Origin of the sequence: Rhodanobacter sp. ANJX3 (assembly GCF_014200755.1) — a bacterium.
Lineage (GTDB): Bacteria > Pseudomonadota > Gammaproteobacteria > Xanthomonadales > Rhodanobacteraceae > Rhodanobacter.
On the sequence record NZ_JACHCM010000004.1, the window covers coordinates 479,829 to 501,952 of the forward strand.

General features: G+C 63.1%; 15 protein-coding genes. 9 read left to right on the forward strand and 6 right to left on the reverse strand.

Annotated elements, in window-relative coordinates; genetic code table 11:
• Positions 1 to 10 precede the first annotated feature (10 nt).
• From HDE76_RS13835 to HDE76_RS13865, 7 genes are all read left to right on the forward strand, one after another.
• Positions 11 to 3,046 (forward strand): TonB-dependent receptor, encoded by a 3,036-nt coding sequence (locus HDE76_RS13835; RefSeq protein WP_179482068.1) that lies wholly within the window; start codon positions 11 to 13, stop codon positions 3,044 to 3,046.
• Between the two features lie 99 nt (positions 3,047 to 3,145).
• Positions 3,146 to 4,666 (forward strand): tryptophan halogenase family protein, encoded by a 1,521-nt coding sequence (locus HDE76_RS13840; protein ID WP_184508388.1) that lies wholly within the window; start codon positions 3,146 to 3,148, stop codon positions 4,664 to 4,666.
• A gap of 202 nt (positions 4,667 to 4,868) precedes the next feature.
• Entirely contained in the window at positions 4,869 to 6,218 is a 1,350-nt protein-coding gene (locus HDE76_RS13845) for a glucoamylase family protein (RefSeq protein ID WP_255457887.1), read from the forward strand.
• A 113-nt stretch (positions 6,219 to 6,331) separates the two neighbouring features.
• Complete coding sequence (locus tag HDE76_RS13850) at positions 6,332 to 7,525, forward strand: sugar ABC transporter substrate-binding protein (protein ID WP_255457893.1); 1,194 nt, start codon at positions 6,332 to 6,334, stop codon at positions 7,523 to 7,525.
• Positions 7,526 to 7,535: 10 nt separating this feature from the next.
• Positions 7,536 to 8,420: a sugar ABC transporter permease gene (locus HDE76_RS13855; protein WP_179482074.1), complete on the forward strand. Its 885-nt coding sequence runs from the start codon at positions 7,536 to 7,538 to the stop codon at positions 8,418 to 8,420.
• Entirely contained in the window at positions 8,417 to 9,238 is an 822-nt protein-coding gene (locus HDE76_RS13860) for a carbohydrate ABC transporter permease (protein WP_179482076.1), read from the forward strand. Before HDE76_RS13855 ends, HDE76_RS13860 begins: the two co-directional genes overlap by 4 nt.
• Before the next feature lie 160 nt (positions 9,239 to 9,398).
• Complete coding sequence (locus HDE76_RS13865) at positions 9,399 to 12,170, forward strand: carbohydrate binding domain-containing protein (protein ID WP_184508394.1); 2,772 nt, start codon at positions 9,399 to 9,401, stop codon at positions 12,168 to 12,170.
• A 49-nt stretch (positions 12,171 to 12,219) separates the two neighbouring features.
• On the opposite strand, the gene HDE76_RS13870 is transcribed toward HDE76_RS13865, so the two are convergent.
• The 5 genes from HDE76_RS13870 to xth all read right to left on the reverse strand — a co-directional run bounded on the left by HDE76_RS13870 (position 12,220) and on the right by xth (position 17,455).
• Positions 12,220 to 13,053, reverse strand: coding sequence for a pirin family protein (locus HDE76_RS13870; RefSeq protein WP_179482078.1), 834 nt, complete (start codon positions 13,051 to 13,053; stop codon positions 12,220 to 12,222).
• Positions 13,054 to 13,170: 117 nt separating this feature from the next.
• A complete protein-coding gene (locus HDE76_RS13875) occupies positions 13,171 to 14,076 on the reverse strand; it encodes a hypothetical protein (protein WP_184508397.1) in 906 nt (301 codons plus the stop codon).
• A gap of 53 nt (positions 14,077 to 14,129) precedes the next feature.
• The gene (locus HDE76_RS13880) at positions 14,130 to 15,911 is read right to left on the reverse strand and encodes a zinc ribbon domain-containing protein (protein WP_184508400.1); all 1,782 of its coding nucleotides are present in this window, start codon (positions 15,909 to 15,911) and stop codon (positions 14,130 to 14,132) included.
• 87 nt (positions 15,912 to 15,998) lie between these two features.
• Positions 15,999 to 16,676, reverse strand: coding sequence for a YecA family protein (locus HDE76_RS13885; RefSeq protein WP_179482085.1), 678 nt, complete (start codon positions 16,674 to 16,676; stop codon positions 15,999 to 16,001).
• Positions 16,673 to 17,455, reverse strand: a complete 783-nt coding sequence (gene xth, locus HDE76_RS13890) for an exodeoxyribonuclease III (RefSeq protein WP_184508403.1) — start codon at positions 17,453 to 17,455, stop codon at positions 16,673 to 16,675. Before xth ends, HDE76_RS13885 begins: the two co-directional genes overlap by 4 nt.
• A 337-nt stretch (positions 17,456 to 17,792) precedes the next feature.
• On the opposite strand from xth, the gene HDE76_RS13895 reads away from it, so the two are divergent.
• On the forward strand, positions 17,793 to 18,002 hold the full coding sequence (locus HDE76_RS13895; RefSeq protein ID WP_007809889.1) for a cold-shock protein: 210 nt from the start codon (positions 17,793 to 17,795) through the stop codon (positions 18,000 to 18,002).
• A gap of 152 nt (positions 18,003 to 18,154) precedes the next feature.
• Here HDE76_RS13895 and HDE76_RS13900 read toward each other — a convergent pair whose 3' ends face one another.
• A complete protein-coding gene (locus HDE76_RS13900) occupies positions 18,155 to 20,212 on the reverse strand; it encodes a M3 family metallopeptidase (RefSeq protein WP_184508406.1) in 2,058 nt (685 codons plus the stop codon).
• Between the two features lie 150 nt (positions 20,213 to 20,362).
• On the opposite strand from HDE76_RS13900, the gene HDE76_RS13905 reads away from it, so the two are divergent.
• Positions 20,363 to 22,090: a patatin-like phospholipase family protein gene (locus HDE76_RS13905; protein WP_184508409.1), complete on the forward strand. Its 1,728-nt coding sequence runs from the start codon at positions 20,363 to 20,365 to the stop codon at positions 22,088 to 22,090.
• Positions 22,091 to 22,124: the final 34 nt, after the last annotated feature.

Below are 22,124 nucleotides of genomic sequence, written 5' to 3' on the forward strand. Positions count from 1 at the left end.
GAGGGGAATCATGAAAACGTCAACGCGCTTCAAGAAGAAATTGCTCGCCAGTCTGATCACGGCATCGGTTACCGCGATCGCTGCGGGTGTACCCAGTATGTCGGTCGCGGCGAGTGCCGATGCCAACCTTCGAGGACATGCCGCTCCTGGAGCCGTGATAACGGCCAAGCAGATTTCCACCGGTGCCGTTCGTCGCACCAAGGCCGACACGGACGGCAGCTATGCGCTGGTCGGCTTGCCGCCGGGCACGTATCAGGTCGATGCCGGTCCGGGAACCGAAAGAACCGTCACGCTGAGCGTAGCCTCCACCGCGTCTCTCGACCTGCTTGCGGCGGCCGCCAACGCACCATCGACCGCCAACGCCACCAACCTCAACGGCGTCACCGTGTCGGCCACCGATCTGCGCGAAGTCAAAACGTCGGAAGTCGGCACCACGGTCTCGCTGCATCAGATCAACACCACGCCGCAAGCCTCGCGCAACTTCCTCGAGTTTGCCGACGTCGTGCCGGGTATGGTTTTCACCCGGAGCGCCGATGGCACCACCAGCCTACGCGCCGGTGCTCAGGCGACATCGGCCATCAACGTGTATATCGACGGCGTCGGCCAGAAGAACTACGTGCTGTCGGGCGGCGTCACCGGCCAGAACAACAGCCAGGGCAATCCGTTCCCGCAACTTGCCGTCGGCGAATACAAGGTCATTACCTCCAACTACAAGGCGGAATACGACCAGATATCGAGCGCCGCCGTGACCGCCGAAACCAAGTCCGGCACCAATGAATTCCACGGCGATGTGCTGGGCAGTTTCACCAACACGGCCATGCGTGCGGAAACGCCCGCCGAACAGGCCGCCGACAAGAAAACGTCGTCGCATGAAAAGGATTATGGATTCGATCTGGGCGGTCCGATTGCGAAGGACCTGGCGCACTTCTTCATTGCTTACGAAGGCAAGGAATTCGATAGCCCGACGACCGTCGTCCCGGCCGGTGACGCTTCTTACATCAGCCAGCTGCCCACAAGCGTGCAGAGCCTGCTGGGCCCAGCCAGCCTGCCGTTCAAGGAAAACGACTGGTTCGGCAAGATAGACTTCGAGCCGACCGACCGCGATCGTTTCGAAATAAGCGGCAAATATCGCGATGAAAGCGCGATCAGCGGCATTGGTGGGCCTATCGCTGCCACCGCCGCACTCAATACCAAGAACTTCGACAAACGCTTCGATATCCGCTGGGATCACAGCACGGACAGCTGGTTCAACCGTTTGCAGGCAACCTACGAAAATGCTTTCTACACGCCAACGCCTGTGTTTACCGGTGACGGCAGCGCCTACGTCGAGCAGCAGAACCAGAACCAGACCATTCTGACTACCGGCAACTCGCCGCTGTCCCAGCAGAACAAGGGTCAGAAAGGTCCGGCGCTGCAGGACGACCTGACCTTCAACGACTTCGAATGGCATGGCGACCACGTCATCAAGATGGGCGTGAAGTACAAGGAGGCGAAGCTCACCGCACAAGACGCTGGCGACACGAACGCGCTCTACAGCTACGCCGTCAGCCAGAACAATGGCACCGAGAGCATTCCGTATCAGGTGCAGTTCGGCTCGCCTACACCGGGCTTGAGCCCGGTGGCGAGAAGCTCGGACAAACAGTTCGGTACGTATATCCAGGACGACTGGGCGGTCAACGACAAGCTGACCTTGAACCTCGGCATCCGCTGGGATTACGAGAAAACGCCGTCGTACCTCAACTACGTCACGCCGCAAAATGTCATCGACGCCTTCAACAGCCAGGATCCCAACGCGCCGCCGGGCCAGACCTATGCCCAGACGCTGGCTAAAGGCGGCGTCAATGTAAACGATTACATCAGTACGGGTCACAACCGCAGCGCGCCGAAGAACGAGTTCCAGCCAAGGCTGGGCTTCTCCTACGACCTCAACGGCGACGAGGCGCACGTGATCTTTGGCGGCATCGGCCGCTCTTACGACCGCGACCTGTACGAGGCTTTGCAGGTCGAACAGACCAAGTCGGTCCTGTCGCAGCCAACGCTGCTTTTCAATACACCCGACAAACCCTGCGTCGTGGGGCAGAACTCCTGCTACGCGTGGGATCCGAAGTACTACCAGATTCCCAATCTGCAGGCGCTCGTGGCAGGCAGCACCTCCGGCAAGGAAGTCGATCTGATCACCAACAACCTGAAGGCGCCGTATTCCGACCAGCTCAGTCTCGGCATGCGCAACAAGCTGGGCGACTGGAATACCAGCGCCGCGGTGGCCTATGTGCACAGCCACGATGGTTTGGTCTACACGCTCGGCAACCGCTATCCGGACGGCGCTTTCTGGCAGAACGGCAGCCAGCCCTGGGGCAACGGTATTCCCGGTTTCGGCAGCCTGATCATCGGCAACAACGGCTTGGTCACTAAGACCACTCAGGTACTGCTGTCAGCCGAAAAACCGTACACCCACGAATCCGGCTGGGGCGCGACCATTGCCTACACCTACACCCATGCGCTGCAGAACAACGACAACAACTCGCCGGACGACCAGTACGCATTCGATTACGAGACGATCGGCAACTACCCGTATACCGGCTCGGGCGTTTCCAAACATCGCCTGGTCGCCACCGGGACCATCGACGGCCCCTGGGGCTTCGTGTTCGGCTCCAAGCTGACGCTTTCCACGCCAGTACCCGATCTCAACCTGGCTTGCTACGGGGCCGCTGCCACCAATCAAGATGCCAACGGTATCAACGGTGCGGGCTGTCGGTCGGTGTCGTTTGCTCCGGCGGCCACCGGCCGCTTTCTGATCGGTGGAAAGTTCTTCGGCTATCGCGACATCGATTTTCAGGCAACGAAGAATTTTACCTTCTACGGCGGCCTGGGTGGCTACGTCCGGCTGGACCTGATCAACGCGTTCAACTGGGACAACTACACCGACTATATTGAAACCTTCGGCGCCAACGGCGTGCTCAACAAGGTACGCGTTTCGTACAACCCGACCGGCGAAATCACCGGCTACACGCGCACGCTGAAAGTATCCGTAGGCATCAACTTCTAGGCTTGCCCTGTAGGCTCCGTGCCGGCAACGGCACGCGGGCCTCGACCCGAGCCCGCGACGTGCGGGCTTTGTTTTTTGCGACACGATGAGCGCTTTTCGATGACAGCTGACCGCATCAAAAACATTCTTATCGTCGGTGGCGGCACGGCCGGCTGGATGGCTGCATCTGCGATGGCCAAGGTACTTGGCCCCGGTTATTCGATACGCCTGATCGAGTCGGAAGAGATCGGCATCGTCGGCGTGGGTGAGGCGACAGTGCCGCATCTGAAGCTGTTCAACGACCTGCTCGGCATCGACGACATCGAGTTCGTCAAACAGACCCAGGGCACGTTCAAGCTCGGCATCCAGTTCAATGACTGGGGTCAGCTGGGCGACTCGTATATTCATGGCTTCGGCAGCATCGGCCACGACATCAGCCTGCTGCCTTTTCATCAGTTCTGGATCAAGGCCCGTCAGTTGGGTCTCGCGACCGACATCGGCGCGTATTCGATCAATACCGTAGCGGCGCCGCGCGGCAAGTTCATGCCGTCGGCGACGGACGTTCCCGCCGGTTCGCCGCTGGCGGATATCGCGTACGCCTATCACTTCGACGCCGGGCTGTACGCCAAATTTCTGCGCGGCTACGCCGAGCGCATCGGCGTGACGCGCACCGAGGGCAAGATCGCGCAGACGCGCCTCCGTGCGGACGACGGCTTTGTCGAATCCGTTGTTCTGGAAAGCGGCGAAACCATCGAGGCCGATCTTTTCATCGACTGCTCGGGCTTTCGCGGGTTGCTGATCGAACAGGCGCTGCATACCGGCTATATCGATTTCACCCACTGGCTGCCGTGCGATCGGGCGCTCGCAGTACCCTGCGAAAAGGTCGGGCCGCCCACGCCGTATACGCGCTCGACCGCGCGCGCGGCCGGCTGGCAGTGGCGCATTCCGCTGCAGCACCGTACCGGCAACGGCTACGTTTACTCCAGCGCACACCTCAGCGACGACAAGGCGGCCGCCACGCTGCTGAAGCATCTCGACGGTCGCCCACTGGCCGAACCGCGACCGCTGCGCTTTACCACCGGCATGCGCCGCAAGGGCTGGAACAAGAACGTGGTCGCACTCGGCCTGGCCAGTGGGTTCATGGAACCGCTGGAATCGACCAGCATCTATCTGATCCAGTCCGGCATCACCCGTCTGCTGAGCCTGTTTCCGCAGCGCGATTGCAGCACGGTTCTGGCCGACCGCTACAACGCACAAACAGCCTTCGAGTTCGAGCGCATCCGCGATTTTCTGATCCTGCACTACTGCGCGACCCAGCGCGACGACACGGCGTTCTGGAACGACTGCCGCACCCTGTCGATTCCTGAATCGCTGCGGGAAAACATGCGCTTGTTCGAGGATAGCGGGCGCTTCTATCGCAACGCCGAAGAGATGTTCGCCAGCGTGAGCTGGGTGCAGGTGATGATCGGCCAAGGGATCGTGCCACAGGGCTATCACCCGATGGTCGATCAGATGCCGCAGGACGACCTGCAGAAATTCATGGCCAGCGTGGGTCACGTGATCTCCAGCTGCGTCGATGCGATGCCGATGCATCAGGCGTTTATCGACCGGCATTGCGCCGCGCCAAAGGTGACTTTCTAACGGCAGCCGACATGTTCTCCGCGGTCGAGCGCGATTGCCTGGCCGCACATTCCCCTTCACCGCAACAACATCGAGCCTTTTGACGATGGCAAAAAAACTGCTTCGCACCCTCGCTACCAAACTTCTTGTCTCGCTTCTCGTCGTCGGCATCGGCGGTGTCTCTGCGCTATCTGCCAGAGACGTCCCCACTGGCTACGCTGCGTTGGCAAAGCCGCAGCAGGCGATGGTGGCGGATATCGAAAAACGCAGCTTCGACTGGTTCTGGCAGAGCGCCAACCCCGTCAACGGCCTGATACCGGACCACTACCCGGCGGATTCGTTTGCCAGCATCGCGTCGGTCGGCTTTGGCCTGACCGCGTACGGCATCGGTGTGGAGCGCGGCTACATCACGCGCGACCAGGCGATCGATCGAACCCTGGCCACGCTGCACTTTTTCAAGGAAGCGCCGCAGAACGACAGCGAGGACGATGCCACCGGCTACCACGGCTTTTTCTATCACTTCCTCAATATGCAGACCGGCAAACGCGAGGCGCGCTGGGTCGAAGTATCCACCGTGGATACCTCGCTGCTGCTCGGCGGCATCCTGTTCGCGCAGTCGTATTACGACCGCGACACGCCGAAGGAAAAGGAAATCCGTCAGCTGGCCGACGCCATTTATCGCGGCGTCGACTGGACCTGGGCACAGCCTCGCGCGCCACTGATCAATATGGGCTGGACGCCCGGCGGCAAGTTCATACCGCACGACTGGGAAGGCTACAACGAAGGCATGCTGATCTACGTGTTGGCGCTGGGCTCGCCGACGCATGCCGTGGGCAGCGATGCGTGGGCGGCGTGGACGTCCACCTACGATCGTCAGTGGGGCAAGTTTCAGGGGCAGCAGCTGCTGAACTTCGCGCCGCTGTTCGGCCACCAGTACAGCCAGTCGTGGATCGATTTTCGCGGCATCCGCGATGCGTGGAACCGCCAGCACGATCTGGACTATTTCGAGAACAGCCGCCGCGCGGCCTACTCGCAGCAGGCGTATGCGATCGCCAACCCGGGCCATTGGAACGACTACGGCAAAAACATCTGGGGCCTGACCGCCAGCAACGGCCCCGGCGGTTTCGTGGTGAAGGATGCCGGCGGCGAGCGCACGTATTACGGCTACACCGCACGCGGTGCGGGGATGGATTACATCAGCGACGACGGCACCATCGCACCGACGGCTGCGGCCGGCTCGATCGCCTTTGCACCGGAAATCGTGGTGCCCGCACTGCAGGAAATGCAGCGCCGCTACGGCAAGCGCGTGTACAACCGATTCGGCTTCGTCGACGCGTTCAACCCTACCTTCCACACCAAAACCGAGACGCGCACCGGTCAGCTGCTGCCAGGCCAGGGCTGGTTTGACACCGAACAGCTGGGTATCGACCAGGGTCCGATCGTGCTGATGAGCGAGAACTGGCGCAGCGGTTTTGTCTGGCGGGTGATGCGGAAGAACCCCTATATCCGCAAGGGGCTCGAGCGCGCCGGCTTCACCGGCGGCTGGCTGGATGCGGAGAAGGCAGCGCCGTGAATCGCCTTCGCTCACTGCGCATCTTTCGCTATCGACGCCTGTGGTCGGTCGGCCTTCTGCTATGCCTTGGCGCGCTTGGCAGCTGCGCGAAAACCACGGTAGACGATAACGCGCTGGTGTTCTGGACGATCGGTCGGGAAGGCGAAGCCATCGCCAAACTGCTGCCGGATTTCGAACGCCTAAATCCGGATATCCACGTCAAGGTGCAGCAGCTGCCGCTGACCGCCGCCCACCAGAAACTGCTGACCGCCTTCGCCGGCAACTCGACGCCGGACCTGACCCAGCTCGGCAACACCTGGCTGCCGGAAATGGTGGCGCTGGATGCGCTGGAACCGCTGCAGTCGCGCGTCGATCGTTCGAGCATCGTGAAACGCGACGATTACTTCCCGAGCATCTGGTCGACCAATCTGATCGACGGCACGCTGTACGGGGTACCGTGGTATGTCGATACGCGCATTCTGTTCTATCGCACCGATCTGCTGAAGCAGGCCGGCTTCGACCGCTCGCCGCAGGACTGGGCGCAGTGGCGAAACGTTCTCGGCGCACTCAGCGATCCTGCAAGGCACCGCTACGGCATTCTGCTACCGACGAATGAATACGAACCGCTGATGGCGCTGGCGCTGCAGTCACCCGACCCGCTGCTGCGCGACGGCGGACGCTACGGCAACTTCGAAAGCGCGGGCTTCAAGCGGGTGCTGACGTTTTATGTGGACACGTTCAAGCTGCATCAGGCACCGGCGATCACCAATGTCGAAGCCGGCAACCCGTGGTCCGAATTCGGCCGCGGCGTCTACGCGTTTTATCTTTCCGGCCCTTGGAATATCGGCGAGTTTCGCTCACGCCTTCCCGCTACCGAACAGGCCGACTGGTCGACGATGCCGCTGCCCGGTGAGAACGGCCCCGGCGCATCGGTGGCCGGCGGCTCCAGCCTGGTGATCTTTCGCACGTCCACGCACAAGCAGGCGGCGTGGACGCTGATCGAATACCTGTCGCAGCCGGCGGTGCAGCAGCGCTTCTACGATCTGCTGGGCGACATGCCGCCGCGGCGGTCGTCGTGGGAAGGTGCCAGCCTGCGCGACGACCCGAAGGCGCACGCCTTCCGCGAACAGATGGAACGTATGAAACCGACACCGCCGGTGCCGGAATGGGAGCGCATCGCCAGCGAGATGCAGCTCGTCGCGGCGCAGGCCATCGCCGGCGAACTCAGCATCGACCAGGCGACGGCAAAACTCGATCAGCGTACCGACGCGATTCTCGAGAAGCGTCGCTGGATGCTCGATCACTCGCTGCGGAGCGACGCACGATGAAAGGTTTCCGATGAACAAGCAGCGCATGGCATGGCTATTCCTGGCACCGGCACTGATCGTGCTGGGGCTGTTCTTTCTGCTGCCGGTAATTGCGGCGCTGGCGCTGAGCCTGACAGACTACGATATCTATGCGCTGGCGAATATCCACAACCTGCGCTTCGTGGCGCTGAGCAATTACTGGCTGCTGCTGCAGCGGCCGCTGTTCTGGTCGGCGCTCGGGCACACGGTGTATTTCGTCGCCGTCGGCGTACCGCTGTCGATGGGAGCTTCACTGGGCGCCGCCATGCTGCTGAACTCGCCGCTGGCACGGATGAAGCCGTTCTTCCGCACCGCGCTGTTTGCGCCAGTGGTGACCACGGTGGTGGCGATGGCGGTGATCTGGCGCTACCTGTTCAACACCAAGTACGGCATAGCCAACTATGTGCTCGGACATTTGGGCGTCCATCCGATCGACTGGCTCGGCGATCCGCACTGGGCCATGCCGACGATCATTCTGTTCGCTGTGTGGAAGAACTTCGGCTACAACATGATCATCTTTCTGGCCGGCCTGCAGGCGATTCCGATCGATCTGTACGAGGCCGCCCGCATCGACGGCGCCTCGGCGTTGCGGCAGTTCCGCCACATCACCCTGCCGATGCTGGGGCCGACGCTGTTGATGGTGAGCATTCTCACGGTGTCGGGCTATTTCCAGCTGTTCGCCGAACCCTATGTCATGACCGAGGGTGGGCCACTGCAGAGCACGACCAGCGTGCTGTACCTGATGTACGAGGAAGGTTTCAAGTGGTGGAATCTTGGCTCGGCCTCCGCCGTGGCCTTTCTGCTTTTCCTGATCATGTTTGCGGTGACGGCGATGATGCTGCGCCTGTCCCGGCGCAGCGAAGGAGCCGACGCATGAGCCCGCGCATGGCCAAGGCAATGATCAACGGGCTGCTGATCGGCGGCGCCGTGATCGCGCTGTTTCCGCTTTTGTGGATGCTGTCCGTGTCTTTCATGCAGCCGGGCGAGGCCAGCTCGCTGCCGCCGCCGCTGCTGCCATCGCATGCAACACTCAACAACTATCGCGAGCTGTTCGTGCATGCCGGCATGGGTACGTACCTGCTCAACAGCCTGCTGGTATCGGGTGCCATCACGCTGCTGTCGCTGTCGTTCAATCTGATGGCCGGCTATGCCTTCGCCAAGCTGCGCTTCGCCGGGCGCGAGCGCCTGTTCCAGGCGCTGATTGGCGCGTTGGTGATTCCCGCCCAGGTCGCGATGTTGCCGCTTTTTCTGTTGCTGAAATACATCGGACTGGTGAACAGCTATGCCGGCGTGATCGTGCCCGGGATGGCCACGGTGTTCGGCATCTTTCTGGTGCGCCAGTATGCGCGCGGCATTCCCGACGAGTTGATGGAAGCCGCGCGCATCGACGGCGCGGGCGAATGGCGGATCTTTCTGCAGATCGTGATGCCGCTGCTGAAGCCGATCATGGTGACGCTGGCGATCTTCAGTTTTCTCGCCGCTTGGAACGATTTCATGTGGCCGCTGATCGTGCTGACCGGGCAGGAACATTACACCCTGCCGATCGGGCTGGCCTCGCTGGCGCGTGAGCACTCGCAGGACAGCGAACTGATGATGGCCGGTTCGGTCGTCACCGTGCTGCCCGTGCTGGTGCTGTTTCTGGCGATGCAGCGCTATTACCTGGAAGGTCTGCTGCTGGGCAGCGTCAAAGGCTGAGGCAGGCAGAGGTTGAAACACACGGGATAGGGCAGGCAGGGTAGAAATGATGATGGTTAAGCCATTGAAGCGCGTGTGCATTGACGTTTGTCGCCCTGGCGGCGCGACGCTGATGGCTGGCCTGTTGCTGACGTTAGCCGTCGCGGGGCATGCGGCAAAGATGCCTTCCGTCGAAGCGTTGGATGATTTCAGCCACCCGGACGCCTGGAAGGCCACCGGCACTGATGACATCAGTACGTCGGTAAAAGCGGTCAAGGGCAAAAGCGGCAATGCCGTCTGCGTGGATTTCAATTTCAACGGCGTGTCCGGCGGTGTGACGCTGCACCGCGCGCTGCCTATCCGGTTCCCCGCCAACTATGCGCTGTCGTTCGACGTGCGTGGTGCGATGCCGGCGAACGATCTGCAGCTGCGCCTGGTCGATGCCAGTGGCGACAATGTGTGGTGGTACCGTCACGAGGCGTTTCAGCCCGGCGAAAACTGGCAGACGATCGAGGTCGGCAAGCGGGATATCGATTTCGCCTGGGGAACCGCCAAGGACAAGGTGTTGCACCAGAGCAGTGCGATCGAGTTCACCGTCTACGCCGGCCACGGCGGCAAGGGCGAGCTTTGCTTCGGCAACCTGCGCCTGACGCCGCTGCCGGTGACCGCTGCTTCGGAACAGACTACGCCAACCGAAGATCCGAACAAGACCCCGCTGGTGCAGCAGGCGCGGCGTGCGGTACGCGGTATGTACCCGCGCGGTCTCAGCGGCGAACAGAGCTACTGGACTCTTGTCGGCGTCGATGGTGGCGCGCCGCATTCGGCACTGATGTCCGAAGACGGCGCGATCGAGGTGGGCAAGGGCGGCTGGTCGATCGAGCCGATGCTGTTCGATGGCCATACGGTCATCGATTGGGCGACGGTAAAAACGCAGCAAAAGCTTTTGGACGGCTATTTGCCGATACCCACGGTACGCTGGCAGGCGAACGGCCTAAGTCTGGAGACGACCACCTTCGCCAGCGGCACGCCAAAGGATTCGAACCTCTTCGCGCAGTATCGGCTGCATAACGACGGCGACGCGCCACGCTCGCTGATGCTCGCGCTGCTGGTCCGGCCGTTCCAGGTCAATCCGCCGACGCAGTTCCTGAATATGAAATCAGGCATCAGCCCGATCCACGATCTGGACTGGAGCGGCCGCGCGCTGCGCGTGAACGATTCGCAACAGATCGTGCCGTTGCAGGCGCCGTCTGCCTTTGTGGCCAGCCCACATGGCACGGTCACCTTGCCCGAAAAGCTGGCCAGCGGCACACCGGCGAAAATCGATGCGGGCATCGAGAAGGCCTCACTGCACGACGGCTCCGGCTACGCTCAGGGCGCACTGCTCTACAGACTCACCTTGCCCGCGCATGGCGAGGCAACGCTCGGGCTCGTCGTGCCCAACCTGGGCGCTACCGGGGAACAGCCGTCGTTCGCGCTGCCACCAGATGCTGCGCAGTGGCTTCGGCAGCAGCAGGATCAAACCGCGGCGGCCTGGCGCGAAAAGCTCAACCGCGTCACGCTGCAGCTGCCCGACGGACAGCAGGCCATCGCCGATACCGCGCGCAGCACGCTGGCGCAAATTCTGATGTCGCGCGACGGCGACGCGCTGCAGCCGGGCACGCGCTCCTACGCTCGTTCGTGGATCCGCGACGGCGCCATGATGAGCGAGGCTCTTCTGCGCAGTGGCCACGCCGACGCGGCCGGCGACTTTATCAACTGGTACGCACCGCAGCAGTTTCATACCGGCAAGGTGCCCTGCTGCATCGACAAGCGCGGCGCCGATCCGGTGCCCGAGAACGACAGCCAGGGCGAGCTGATTTTCGCCATCGCGCAGTGGTGGCGCTACAGCGGCGATCGCACCGGCCTGGAAAAATTGTGGCCGCACGTCGAACAAACCGTCGCCTATATGGACACGCTGCGCGCAAGCGAGCGCACATCCGTCAACGCCGCGGATGCGAAGCGTGCCCTGTATGGACTGATGCCCGCATCGATCAGTCACGAAGGTTACTGGGCCAAGCCCATGCATTCGTACTGGGACGATTTCTGGTCGCTGATCGGCTATCAGGATGCCGTGCAGCTGGCCACGGCGCTGGGCAAGACCGAAGAGACAAAGAAATTTGCCGCCTCGCGCGATCAGTTCCAGGCCGATCTGAAGGCCTCGATCCTGCTGGCCATGCAGCAGCATCACATCGACTACGTTCCGGGCTCGGCCGAGCTCGGCGATTTCGACGCGACCTCGACCACGATCGCCCTGTCGCCTGGCGATGCCATCGACTGGCTGCCACCGGACCTGCTGCCACGCACATTCGAACGCTACTGGCAAAATTTCATCGCGCGTCGCGACGGCAAGCAGCCGTGGACCGACTACACACCGTACGAAATCCGTACCATCGGCAGCTTCGTGCGGCTGGGCTGGCGCGATCGACTGCAGCAGCTGTTTACGTTCTTTTTCGACGGCCGCCGCCCGGCGGCATGGAACCAGTGGGCCGAAGTGGTCGGACACGACCCGCGCCAACCGCGCTTTGTCGGCGACATGCCGCACGCGTGGATCGCCTCGGATTTCATGCGCTCGGTTTACGACATGTTTGCCTATGAGCGCAGCAGCGATCGCGCGCTGGTGTTGGCGGCCGGCATCTCACCGGCGTGGATGGGCGGCAAGGGTGTCGGCATCGCGCACTTGCGCACCCCGTACGGGGAACTGAGTTATTCGCTGCGGGAAACCGGCACGGCACTCGAACTGAAGATCGACGGCGGCCTGACCGTGCCACCCGGCGGTCTGGTTCTACCATGGCCTTACCCGGGCAAGCCAGGCGCAAAAAACGCGTCGCTGGATGGGCGTCCGGTGATGTGGCGCGGCGACGAAATCGTCATTCGCCGCGTTCCTGCCCAATTGCGCGTGCAGCACCCGCGCTGAATTCCCTAGACCGAGTGAGCTTGCCTTCCCGTGGCGGAAGGCACAGGCCTCAGAACTTGCCGGCGCGGAAGTCGGCAATCGCCTCGTGGATCTGCGCCTGCGTGTTCATCACGAACGGGCCGTAACGGGCGACGGGCTCGTTCAATGGGCGACCTGCGACCACAATCAGTCGCGAGGCCTTTTCAGCGCCCTTGAGTTGAATGCTGTCGCCGTCGGAAAACACGCCCAACTCGCTGCGCTTGAGCTGCTCACCGCCGACCAGGGCCGACTCGCCATCGAACACGTAGGCAAAGCCGTGATGACCCTTCGGCAGATCCAGCGTGAGCGCGGCGCCCGCCTGCAGGCTGACATCCAGATAGACGGGGTTGGTGGCGATGCCCTCGACCGGGCCGGTTGCACCAGCAAGCTCGCCGGCCAGCACGCGCACCTCCACACCGTCGGCGGGATGCACGACCGGGATGTTCTCCGGCGCGATGTCCTGGTAGCGCGGCGCGATCATCTTGTCCTTCGCCGGCAGGTTCACCCACAGCTGGAAACCCCACATCAGGCCGTTTTCCTGCTGTGGCATCTCCGAATGCAGGATGCCGCGGCCGGCCGTCATCCACTGCACGCTGCCGGGCTTCAGATCGCCGCTGTTGCCGTGGTTGTCCTTGTGCAGCATGTTGCCAGCGAGCATGTAGGTCACGGTCTCGAAGCCGCGGTGCGGATGCTCGGGAAAACCGGCGATATAGTCGCCCGCCTGATCGGAGCGGAATTCGTCCAGCATCAGGAACGGGTCGAGCATGTCGAGCCCCGGCTGGCCGATAATGCGCTTGAGCTTGACGCCCGCGCCGTCGGAGGTATCCATGCCGCGGATACGGCGGACGATATGGCGATCGGTCATGTCTGCTCTCCGTCAAAAGATTCCAGCAAGATGGACCCGACGCGGCACGCTGCCAAGGGCGCTCATGGGAACGGATTGTTTCCTAGAGCTCGCCAGTTAGGGCTCGATGCGCTTGAATCAGGCCGTAGGCAGACGGGGGCGCAGGAACGATGTGCTGCAAAGTCCGCGTACCGTGCGCATATTCAACGGAAGCTCCAGCAGCACATGGCCAAGGCTCAGCGGCAAGCTGACAAGCAGGCCGACAACGATGCTCTGCGCATAGGCAAACATCACCACAGCCCACGCACTCGCCAGCAGCACCAGCCGCGTCGATGACACACGGTGCGAGCCCAGCAGTCCCGTTTTCAGGAACCAGTTTACGTAGTGATAGGCATAAGCAAAGCCCAGGAAGCCCACCAGCCGTAACGCAACACCGTGGCCTGGTACCGACAACAACTCCAATAGTCGTGGAAAACTTTTTTCGGCCGTCTTCAAGAAGCTGCCGTCGCCGAGATCCACGGTCGGCAGCAAAAGAAAACTGGCCGCCGCCAGCCCCAGAGCAGCAAGCGGCAAGCAATCCTTTGTTTGGCGCGTGCGGCTCGCACCGGCCAGCATGAACATCGTCGTGAATGCAAAGACGTGGATAAGCGTTGGCACGAGCACGACCACCGCCAGAACGAAGCCCCAGCCCAGCTTTGCGCCCGCCATGCCAATACCGGCCGAGAAAGCCGTGACGAGGACAGTCACGACCATCGACATGCCCAGGTCCGCGGCGACCAATCCTCCAAGCAACGCGCAAAACACACCGTCGGCCTCGGGCTGGTTCGGGCGCACGAGCATGATCATCAGCACCGCAAGCGCCGTGATGATCCACAGCCTTGGACGGCTCACAAAATACTTTCGGTCATGCAGCCAGGAAATTTCGGTGAGGTAATGGGCCGGACCGAGGACCGCGTAGGCGCCGAGCCATGTCGTTGCGGGAAGAACGTGCGCGAGGACAGCGCAAAGGAAGATGGCGAGCACATTCAAATGCGTTTGCGACACGCTGATTCCTTTCGACTAGCATCTGTCTGACGTCGATGATAGACCCGATGGCTTCACATGGCTCCCAGAGAATGACCGCAGCTGGCGCAGAAACGTGCGCCGACCGATGTCGCTACACCGCAGTGAGGGCAAAAGGCCGGTGGTTTCGGTGCATCGGTCGGCGCGCTGGTTGGCGCGGGCGCACCGCCCATCGCCTTGAGCAGCGCATCCGGTGAGGCGGGTCGGCCGCCGAACTGATTCATCGCGCCCAGCGCGGCGATCTTTTCAACGTCGCGGCGCGAGGTCGGCATGTCGACGCTGCTCTGGTCCGCGGCAAAGTTTTCCAGCTGTTTGCGCAAGGCGCTGGCCCGATCGGTGAGGCCGCGCAGGCCGACGATGCGCCGTTCGGATTCGCTGCCGAAAGTGACCGAGTCCACTTCGGCCACCCACACCCGCAGGGTCATGTCGTTGACGCTGACGATGTCTTTCTCGGTGCGCACGCGATCGGTGAACGGCGCACCGACTGCCGTATGCGCGCGCTGAAAGCTGCCGTCGATCTCGACCCAGGTCATAAGCGAAACAAAATCAAACCGCGCCCACAGAATATGCCCGGCGCGCAGGCAGAACAGCGCCAGCGAAAACATGCCGCCCGCGTAGCAGACGTATTTCCACAGCGTCGGCGCCAGCTCGCCCATCGTCACCTGATGGGTAAACAGCAGCAGCGCAATCGAACCGGCCACGGTATACAGAACGCCCAGCGCGCTTAGCACGGTCAGCCAGCGGTAGCGCGGTTCGGCCAGCGCGTGCGAAAAGCTCACCGTGCGCATGTCCTCGCGCGGCATCGGCTGCGTTTCCTCCAGCAGTTCGCCGTGGAAGGTTCCGTTGTCGCCCACCGTTTGCGGCACGTAGCGCGCGTAGCGGCGGTTGGGAATCTGCTCGATCCAGTTGCGCTGCATTTCGCGATCGAGCTCGACCAGGATCTGGTTCGGCGGCGCGTTCATCGATACCGTCGCCAGTTCGCAGGCCATGGTGGTCTGCGGCGGCGCCACCATCTGCCGCAGCACGGCGACGAAAAACACCAGTACGGATATCAGCGCGCAAAGCAGCAGAAACAGCGCCTGCCCGCTGAGGTCGATGCCGCCGAGATTGGGCAGCGCGGGCGAAATCGTATGGATCAACACCGGCGCGAGTATCGCCACCAGTACCAGCACGATCAGCCCGGCGGAGCCCAGGTGCGTGCTCGCCTGCGAGCCGCTTTCCAGCGGTTTGAGAAGCAATGCAGCGGTGTAGATGAAAAAGAACAGGCCGAGCCAGGCCATGTCCTTTTCGCTCAGCACACCGAGCAACGAGACCAGCAGGCCGAGCAGGACGACGGCAAGAGTCAGGCCGGTGCGAAATAAACGCTGCGCCACCCACTGAATCCGCTGCGGCGCCCAGATCAACGATCGCACCAGGCTGTAAAGCAGGCCATTCAAGGCGCCCGTGGGCTCGTCGACCGAGATGGCGCCACCGCGAATGGTCGACTTCAGCGCGACCGCGCCGGCCAGTTCGCCGAGCTGGGCGTCGGCCAATTCACCGGCCAGGCCGGCCGGTTTGCCGCGACCGAAGAAAAAGCGCAGCCGGCTCAGCCCCACCGCCGCGTGCTGAATGCCTGCTGCGAACATCGCCACGCCGACGATGATGGGCGCCAACGCCCAGCCGCCGATATGCGCGTAGAGGCCGGCGCGACCCTGAAAAAGCGCGATCAGTCCGCCGCCGATCAGAATCGCCGCGGCGATAAAGCGGAAGACGTTTTCGACGCGGAAGGGATTGGGAAAATCCAGGCCTTTGGCGCTGGAACCGTATTCATAAGCCATGGATATTCCCTGTCGACACGGTATGGATAACGGCGTGATCGATGACGGCGCGCGACCGCCCAACGGCCGGGACGAGCGTCGCTCGAATCAATGCACCCAGTGGCCGCTGCGCTGGCGCGGCGGGGCGTTGTCGTCGTCCTTGGTCTCGGGGATGGCCTGCACCATCGCCTCCACCTCGGCCTCGGTCGCCGGCTTGGCCTGCCAGTATTGATTGACTGCACCGAGCACGGCCGGCACCTGCGACAGACACTCGTCGTATTCGTCGTCGCTGAGCTTTTCGAATTCGGTATCGGCGCTGAGGATGCCTTCGTCCACCGCCAGCGCCATCACCGGGCCAAGCAGCTCCATCAGCTGCGGGTCTTCCGACAGGCGGTTTTCCCACAGGCTGGCGCGCAGATCGATACCGCGGCTGAAGCCTTCGCACCAGCCGGCGGCCGACAGCATCGGGCCGGTTTCCAGCTCCACTTCGCCGAGAATCGGCTCGTACGCGTCGACATCGAGTTCGGCGCTGATCGAATCGTTGAGCTTGGCCAGCAGGGCCAGCACGCGGTTGCCCTCGTCCTCGTCGGCGAAGGGCTCGTGCAGCACCTCGGGCAGCCACTCGTCCGGCAGCACCAGCAGCGGGCCGACCGCCAGCGCGCTGAGCAGGCCGTGCACGCCATCGAGCAGCAGGTCACCTTCGCCAGAATGGGCGCGTAGATAGCGGTCCAGTTCTTCCAGTTCGTTATCGTCCAGCGAGCTGGGCCATTCGGTCTTTGCAGTCATTTCGTGTCCAGTTCCAGCAGCACCGGCGTGTGGTCGGAAGGGCGCTCCCAGCGTCGCGGTTCGCGGTCGATGGCGGCGGCCTTGGCTATCGATTTCAGAGTATCGCTGATCAGGATCAGGTCAATACGCAGGCCCAGATTGCGGCGGAATCCCGCCTGCCGATAATCCCACCAGCTGAAGTGTCCGGCGTCGGGCTCGAACAGGCGGAAGCTGTCGTGCAGGCCGAGCTCGGTGATGGCCTTTAGACCGGCACGCTCCGGCGGCGAGCACAGAATGTCCTCGCCCCAGGCGACCGGGTCGTAGACGTCGCGATCGTCCGGGCAGATATTGAAATCGCCCAGCACGATCAGCTTCGGATGGCGCACCAGTTCGGCTTCGAGAAAGTCACGAACTCTGGCCAGCCAGTCCAGCTTGTACGCGTATTTTTCGTCGCCGACCGCCTTGCCGTTGACGACGTACAGATCGACTACGCGCAGATCGCCGATGTTGACGGCCAGAATGCGCCGCTGCGGATCGTTCAGCCCTGGAATGTCGGTCACCGCGTCGCGCGGCTCGGCGCAGGTATCGGCTCGCGTCAGGATCGCCACGCCGTTATAGGTTTTCTGGCCGGAAAAGACCGCGCGATAGCCGGCGGCCGCCAGCTCGTCGACCGGAAACTTGGCGTCTTCCAGTTTGGTTTCCTGCAGGGCGACGATGTCCGGCTGCGCGTCGGCTAGCCACTGGGTGAGGTGGGGTAGACGCACCTTCAGCGAGTTGACGTTCCATGAGGCGATTTTCATGGCGATATTGTAAGGGATGAGCCAATGCCGGCCCCGGCTATTTCAACCATCCCGCCATCATCAGCGACCGCAGGCCAGGCAAGGGGCTCGATCGAGCATGACCCTGAAACCGGCAAAACCCTTGATTAGATTTGGATAAAGCGCAAAAAGAGCGGCCTTTTTCCGATGAGGAAAAGGAACTTTCAGGATTTTCGGGGATAAAACCGACCGGTAACCGTATTTACGGTGTATGCTTAGGAAGCAAGCCCTCGGGGAGACCCTAGGTTCCTGCTCATACTGCGGTAAAGTGCTATTCGCTCCGAGCCGCAAACCATCACTGCTTCAAAGGTAATGTTACATGTCGGATCGTCAGAGCGGTACAGTCAAGTGGTTCAACGACGCCAAAGGTTTTGGCTTCATCACGCCGGAAAGCGGTGATGACCTGTTCGTGCATTTTCGCGCGATCCAGGGCACGGGCTTCAAGTCCCTGCAGGAAGGTCAGCGCGTCACGTTCGTAGTCACCAAGGGCCAGAAAGGCCTGCAGGCTGAAGAAGTCCAGGTTGCCTAAGTCCTTCGGACTTTAGCGATTTGAAAAGCCCGCTTCGGCGGGCTTTTTTTATGGCCGTGGCTGGCCGGCACACCGGAAATGCAGAAGCCACGCCCAGGAACGCATGAAAGTTCGGTCGCCCCCCGAACGAGCGGCGACCGTCTAGTTCTGGCTCACGCCAAACCGTGACTGCGCAGTAGCGCCTCCGGCTCGGGCTTTCGTCCGCGGAAGGCGATGAAGCTCTCCAGCGCCGGCCGGCTGGCCCCCACGGACAGTACCTCGCGGCGGAAGCGATCGCCGGTGGCGCGGTCGATGACGCTGCCCGATTTTTCCGCCTGCTCCTCGAAGGTGCCGAAGGCGTCGGCAGAGAGCAGCTCGGCCCACAAATAGCTGTAGTAACCGGCCGCGTAACCGCCGGCAAAGACGTGACTAAAGGCGTGCGGAAACCGCTGCCAGGCCGGCGGATACAATACCGCCACCTGCTTACGCACCTCGTCCAGCACGCTCATGGTCCGCGCGCCTTGGGCCGGGTCGTATTCCAGGTGCAGGGTGAAATCGAACAGCGCGAACTCCAGCTGACGCACCAGAAACAGGCCAGCTTGAAAATGCCGCGCCGCCAGCATGCGCTCGAATAATTCGTCAGGCAGCCGCTCACCGGTCTCGTAGTGGCGGGCGAACAGGTCCAGCGCCTCGCGATTCCAGCCGAAGTTCTCCATGAACTGGCTAGGCAGCTCGACCGCATCCCACTCCACGCCATCAATACCGCCGATCGACGGCAGGGCGATTTCGGTCAGCAGATGATGCAGGCCGTGGCCGAATTCGTGGAACAGGGTCAGCACGTCGTCGTGGGTGAGCAGGGCCGGCTTGCCGCCGGTCGGCGGCGGAAAGTTGCAGGTGAGAAAGGCCACCGGCAGCTGACGTTGCTCACCGTCATCGAAACGGGCTCGGCAGACGTCCATCCATGCGCCGCCACGCTTGCCGTTGCGGGCATACAGGTCGATGTAGGCGCCGGCAAACACGCGGCCGTCGGCATCGCGCACGTCGTAAAAGCGCACGTCAGGGTTCCACACGTCGACATCGTCCCGGGCCGCCAACGTGATGCCGTAGAGCTTGCTGGTCAGCGCGAACAGGCCGTCGATGACCGCCGGCAGCGGAAAATACGGTTTTAGCTGTTCCTCATCCAGCGCGTACTGCCGCTGGCGCAGCTTTTCGGAGACGTAGCCGACGTCCCAGGGCTCGAGGTTGTCGAGCTTGAGTTCGTCGCGGGCGAAGTCGCGCAGCGTGGCCAGCTCCTGCTGCGCGACCGGCTTGGCCCGTGCGGCCAGGTCATGCAGGAATTCCATCACCTCGGTCGGCGAGCCGGCCATCTTGGTCGCCAGCGATTCCTCGGCGGCGTTGCGGAAACCGATCAGCTGGGCCGACTCGTGCCGCAGCGCCATGATTTTTTCGATGCGTTCGGAGTTGTCGAACTTGCCGGCGTTAGGGCCCTGATCCGAGGCGCGCGTCTGGTACGCCCAGTACACGCGCTCGCGCAGGCCGCGGTTGTCGGCATAGCCGAGCACGGCCTGCACGCTGGGTTGTTTCAGCGTGACCAGATAGCCGGCGAGCTTTTGATCTTCGGCGTACTGACGCAGCACCGCGCGGCCGGATTCGGGGATGCCGGCCAGATCGCGCTCGTCGGTCACGTGCTCCTGCCATGCCTCGGTTGCGTCGAGCACCGCGTTGGAGAATTCGGTAGAGAGTTTGGACAGCTCCACGCCGATGTCGCGATAGCGCGACCGCGCCGGCTCATCCAGCGCCACGCCGGAAAGGGTGAAATCGCGCAGCGAATGCTCCACCAGCGCGCGCTCGGGCCGCGGCAGCTGCGCAAAGTCCGGCGCATCGGCCAGTGCCTGCACGGCGGCATACAGCTCGCGGTTCTGACCTAGTTCGATCGAGTGTTCGGTCAGTTTCTCCTCGGCCGGCCCGTAGACCTGGCGCAGCGCGTCACTGTCGGCCACCGAATGCAGGTGGCCCACCGGTGCCCACGCACGCGACAGGCGCTGTTCGAGCCGCTCCTGGGTCAGCATCACGGTGGCGAAATCGCGCGGTGCGTCGGGCGCGGTCAGCGCGGCGATATCGTCGCGATAGTCGGCCAGCAGCGCATCGATCGCCGGCTCGACGTGTTCCGGAAGAATCTGGGAAAACGCCGGCAGGACGTCGTCGGCGAGCAGCGGGTTGGCCTGGTTCATGCGCATCTCATGCAAGTTCTCTCAAGACCCCCAGCGTGGCGACGCCAGCGCGCGAAATCAAGCGGAACAAAGCCGCACAGGGCGCGCTTGCGCCACGTTCGCGTACCGTACGCGCCGTATTGTCATGATTGGCCCCGTAACATCCTCGCCATGTGGCGAACAGATGTCAGAGAACTGCTGAAAGATAGCGCCACGTTCGCGCAGCTGCCGCCGGCGGCGCTGGAAGCGTTGGCCGATGAGCTGGTCTGGTTCGGCCTGCCCGGCGGACGGCCGCTGTTCAAGCCGGGCGAGCCGGCCGACGCATTGTATTTGGTAAAAAGCGGCAGCCTCGGCGTATTCGACAACCCGACGGTGCTGCGTCACCTCGTCAGCGCCGGCGAAAGCGTGGGCGAGATCAGCCTGCTCGGCGGCGAGACGCGCGGCCGCATGGTGCGAGCGTTGCGCGACAGCGAACTGTTGCGACTGGACCGGGCCGCGTTCGAGCGCGTGCTGGCCGGGCATCCGCAGGCGCTGCTCGGCGTCGCGCGCGCCGCGATCGAACGCCTGCAGCGGCGTGACCGCGGCGAAGAAACGCCCGGGCTGCCGAGAACCTTCGCCGTGCTGCCGTTCGATGGCGCGGTGCCGGCGCGCGCGCTGACCATGCAGCTGGTGATGGCGCTGGAAACCTACGGCAGCTGTCTCGTGGTCGACGCCGAACTGGGACACGGACGCGGCAGCGACTGGTTTGCCGCGCGCGAGGCACAGCATCGCTTCGTGATTTATCTCGACGTGCCCGGCCAACGAAACGACGACGGCCTCTGGCGCGAACGCTGCCTGCGTCAGGCCGACGTGCTGCTATTGCCGGCCCTCGCGGCACAGCCGGCGCGCGACTGGCCGACGATGGTGCCGGTGCACGCTTCGCGTGCGCGCCATCGGCCGCGGCATCTGATCTTGCTGCATGCCGGTCATCAGGTGGCGCTGGGCGCAGCGCTGCGCTGGCGCGCGGTGTTCAGCGGCGAACTGCAGCATCACCATATTTGCGGCGATGGCGACATCGCGCGAATGGCGCGGCTGGTCAGCGGCCACGGTCGCGGACTGGTGCTGGCCGGCGGCGGCGCGCGCGGGTTGGCGCATCTGGGCGTGCTGCGCGCCCTGCGCGAGGCAGGCCACGATTTCGATGCCGTCGGCGGTACCAGCATCGGCGCCATCCTCGGTGCCGGCGTGGCGAACGGCTGGGATATCGAAACGATGACCGAGATCTTCCGCCGTGCCTTCGTCGAAGGAAGACCGCTGTCGGACTGGACCCTGCCGCTACTGGCACTGACCCGCGGCCAACACGCCTCGCGCATGCTGCGCCGCACGTTCGGCGTGCTGGGCATCGAGGATCTTCATCTACCCTATTTCTGCGTATCGACCCGGCTCTCCGGCGGCGGTCAGGCCGTGCACCGGCACGGGCCGCTGTGGCTGTGGCTACGCGCCTCCAGCGCGATACCCGGCGTGCTGCCGCCGGTGCTGCAGCACGGCGAGGTGCATGTGGACGGCGCGCTGGTCAACAACCTGCCCACCGACGTGATGGTCGCCGATGGCATCGCCCACATCACCGCGCTGGACGTGCAGGCGGATATCGCGCTGCGCACCGACGTCAACGAATCCTCCAGCCCGCCGTGGTGGCGATTGCTGCTGCAACGAAAAACACTGCAGCGTCCGGGGCTGGTTTCCACCCTGGTGCGCGCCGGCATGGTCAACGGCGAGGAAGCCAGCCTGCGCCGGCGCGCGCAGGCACAGCTGCTGTTCACACCGCCGCTGGATCACATCGGCATGCTCGACTGGAAGGACTGGCAGCGCGCGATCGACTCGGGCTACCGGCATGCGATCGAGGTGCTGAATCAGCTGCAATAGCTTGATTGAAGCGATGCTCGGCTCGATCTTTTGG

What these genes read in the sequence shown, in the direction of transcription:
- HDE76_RS13835 (WP_179482068.1), top strand. Translation starts at nt 11, where the DNA reads ATGAAAACGTCAACGCGCTTCAAGAAGAAATTGCTCGCCAGTCTGATC.
- HDE76_RS13840 (WP_184508388.1), top strand. Translation starts at nt 3,146, where the DNA reads ATGACAGCTGACCGCATCAAAAACATTCTTATCGTCGGTGGCGGCACG.
- HDE76_RS13855 (WP_179482074.1), top strand. Translation starts at nt 7,536, where the DNA reads ATGAACAAGCAGCGCATGGCATGGCTATTCCTGGCACCGGCACTGATC.
- HDE76_RS13860 (WP_179482076.1), top strand. Translation starts at nt 8,417, where the DNA reads ATGAGCCCGCGCATGGCCAAGGCAATGATCAACGGGCTGCTGATCGGC.
- HDE76_RS13865 (WP_184508394.1), top strand. Translation starts at nt 9,399, where the DNA reads ATGCCTTCCGTCGAAGCGTTGGATGATTTCAGCCACCCGGACGCCTGG.
- HDE76_RS13870 (WP_179482078.1), bottom strand. Translation starts at nt 13,053, where the DNA reads ATGACCGATCGCCATATCGTCCGCCGTATCCGCGGCATGGATACCTCC.
- HDE76_RS13880 (WP_184508400.1), bottom strand. Translation starts at nt 15,911, where the DNA reads ATGGCTTATGAATACGGTTCCAGCGCCAAAGGCCTGGATTTTCCCAAT.
- HDE76_RS13885 (WP_179482085.1), bottom strand. Translation starts at nt 16,676, where the DNA reads ATGACTGCAAAGACCGAATGGCCCAGCTCGCTGGACGATAACGAACTG.
- xth (WP_184508403.1), bottom strand. Translation starts at nt 17,455, where the DNA reads ATGAAAATCGCCTCATGGAACGTCAACTCGCTGAAGGTGCGTCTACCC.
- HDE76_RS13895 (WP_007809889.1), top strand. Translation starts at nt 17,793, where the DNA reads ATGTCGGATCGTCAGAGCGGTACAGTCAAGTGGTTCAACGACGCCAAA.
- HDE76_RS13900 (WP_184508406.1), bottom strand. Translation starts at nt 20,212, where the DNA reads ATGAACCAGGCCAACCCGCTGCTCGCCGACGACGTCCTGCCGGCGTTT.
- HDE76_RS13905 (WP_184508409.1), top strand. Translation starts at nt 20,363, where the DNA reads ATGTGGCGAACAGATGTCAGAGAACTGCTGAAAGATAGCGCCACGTTC.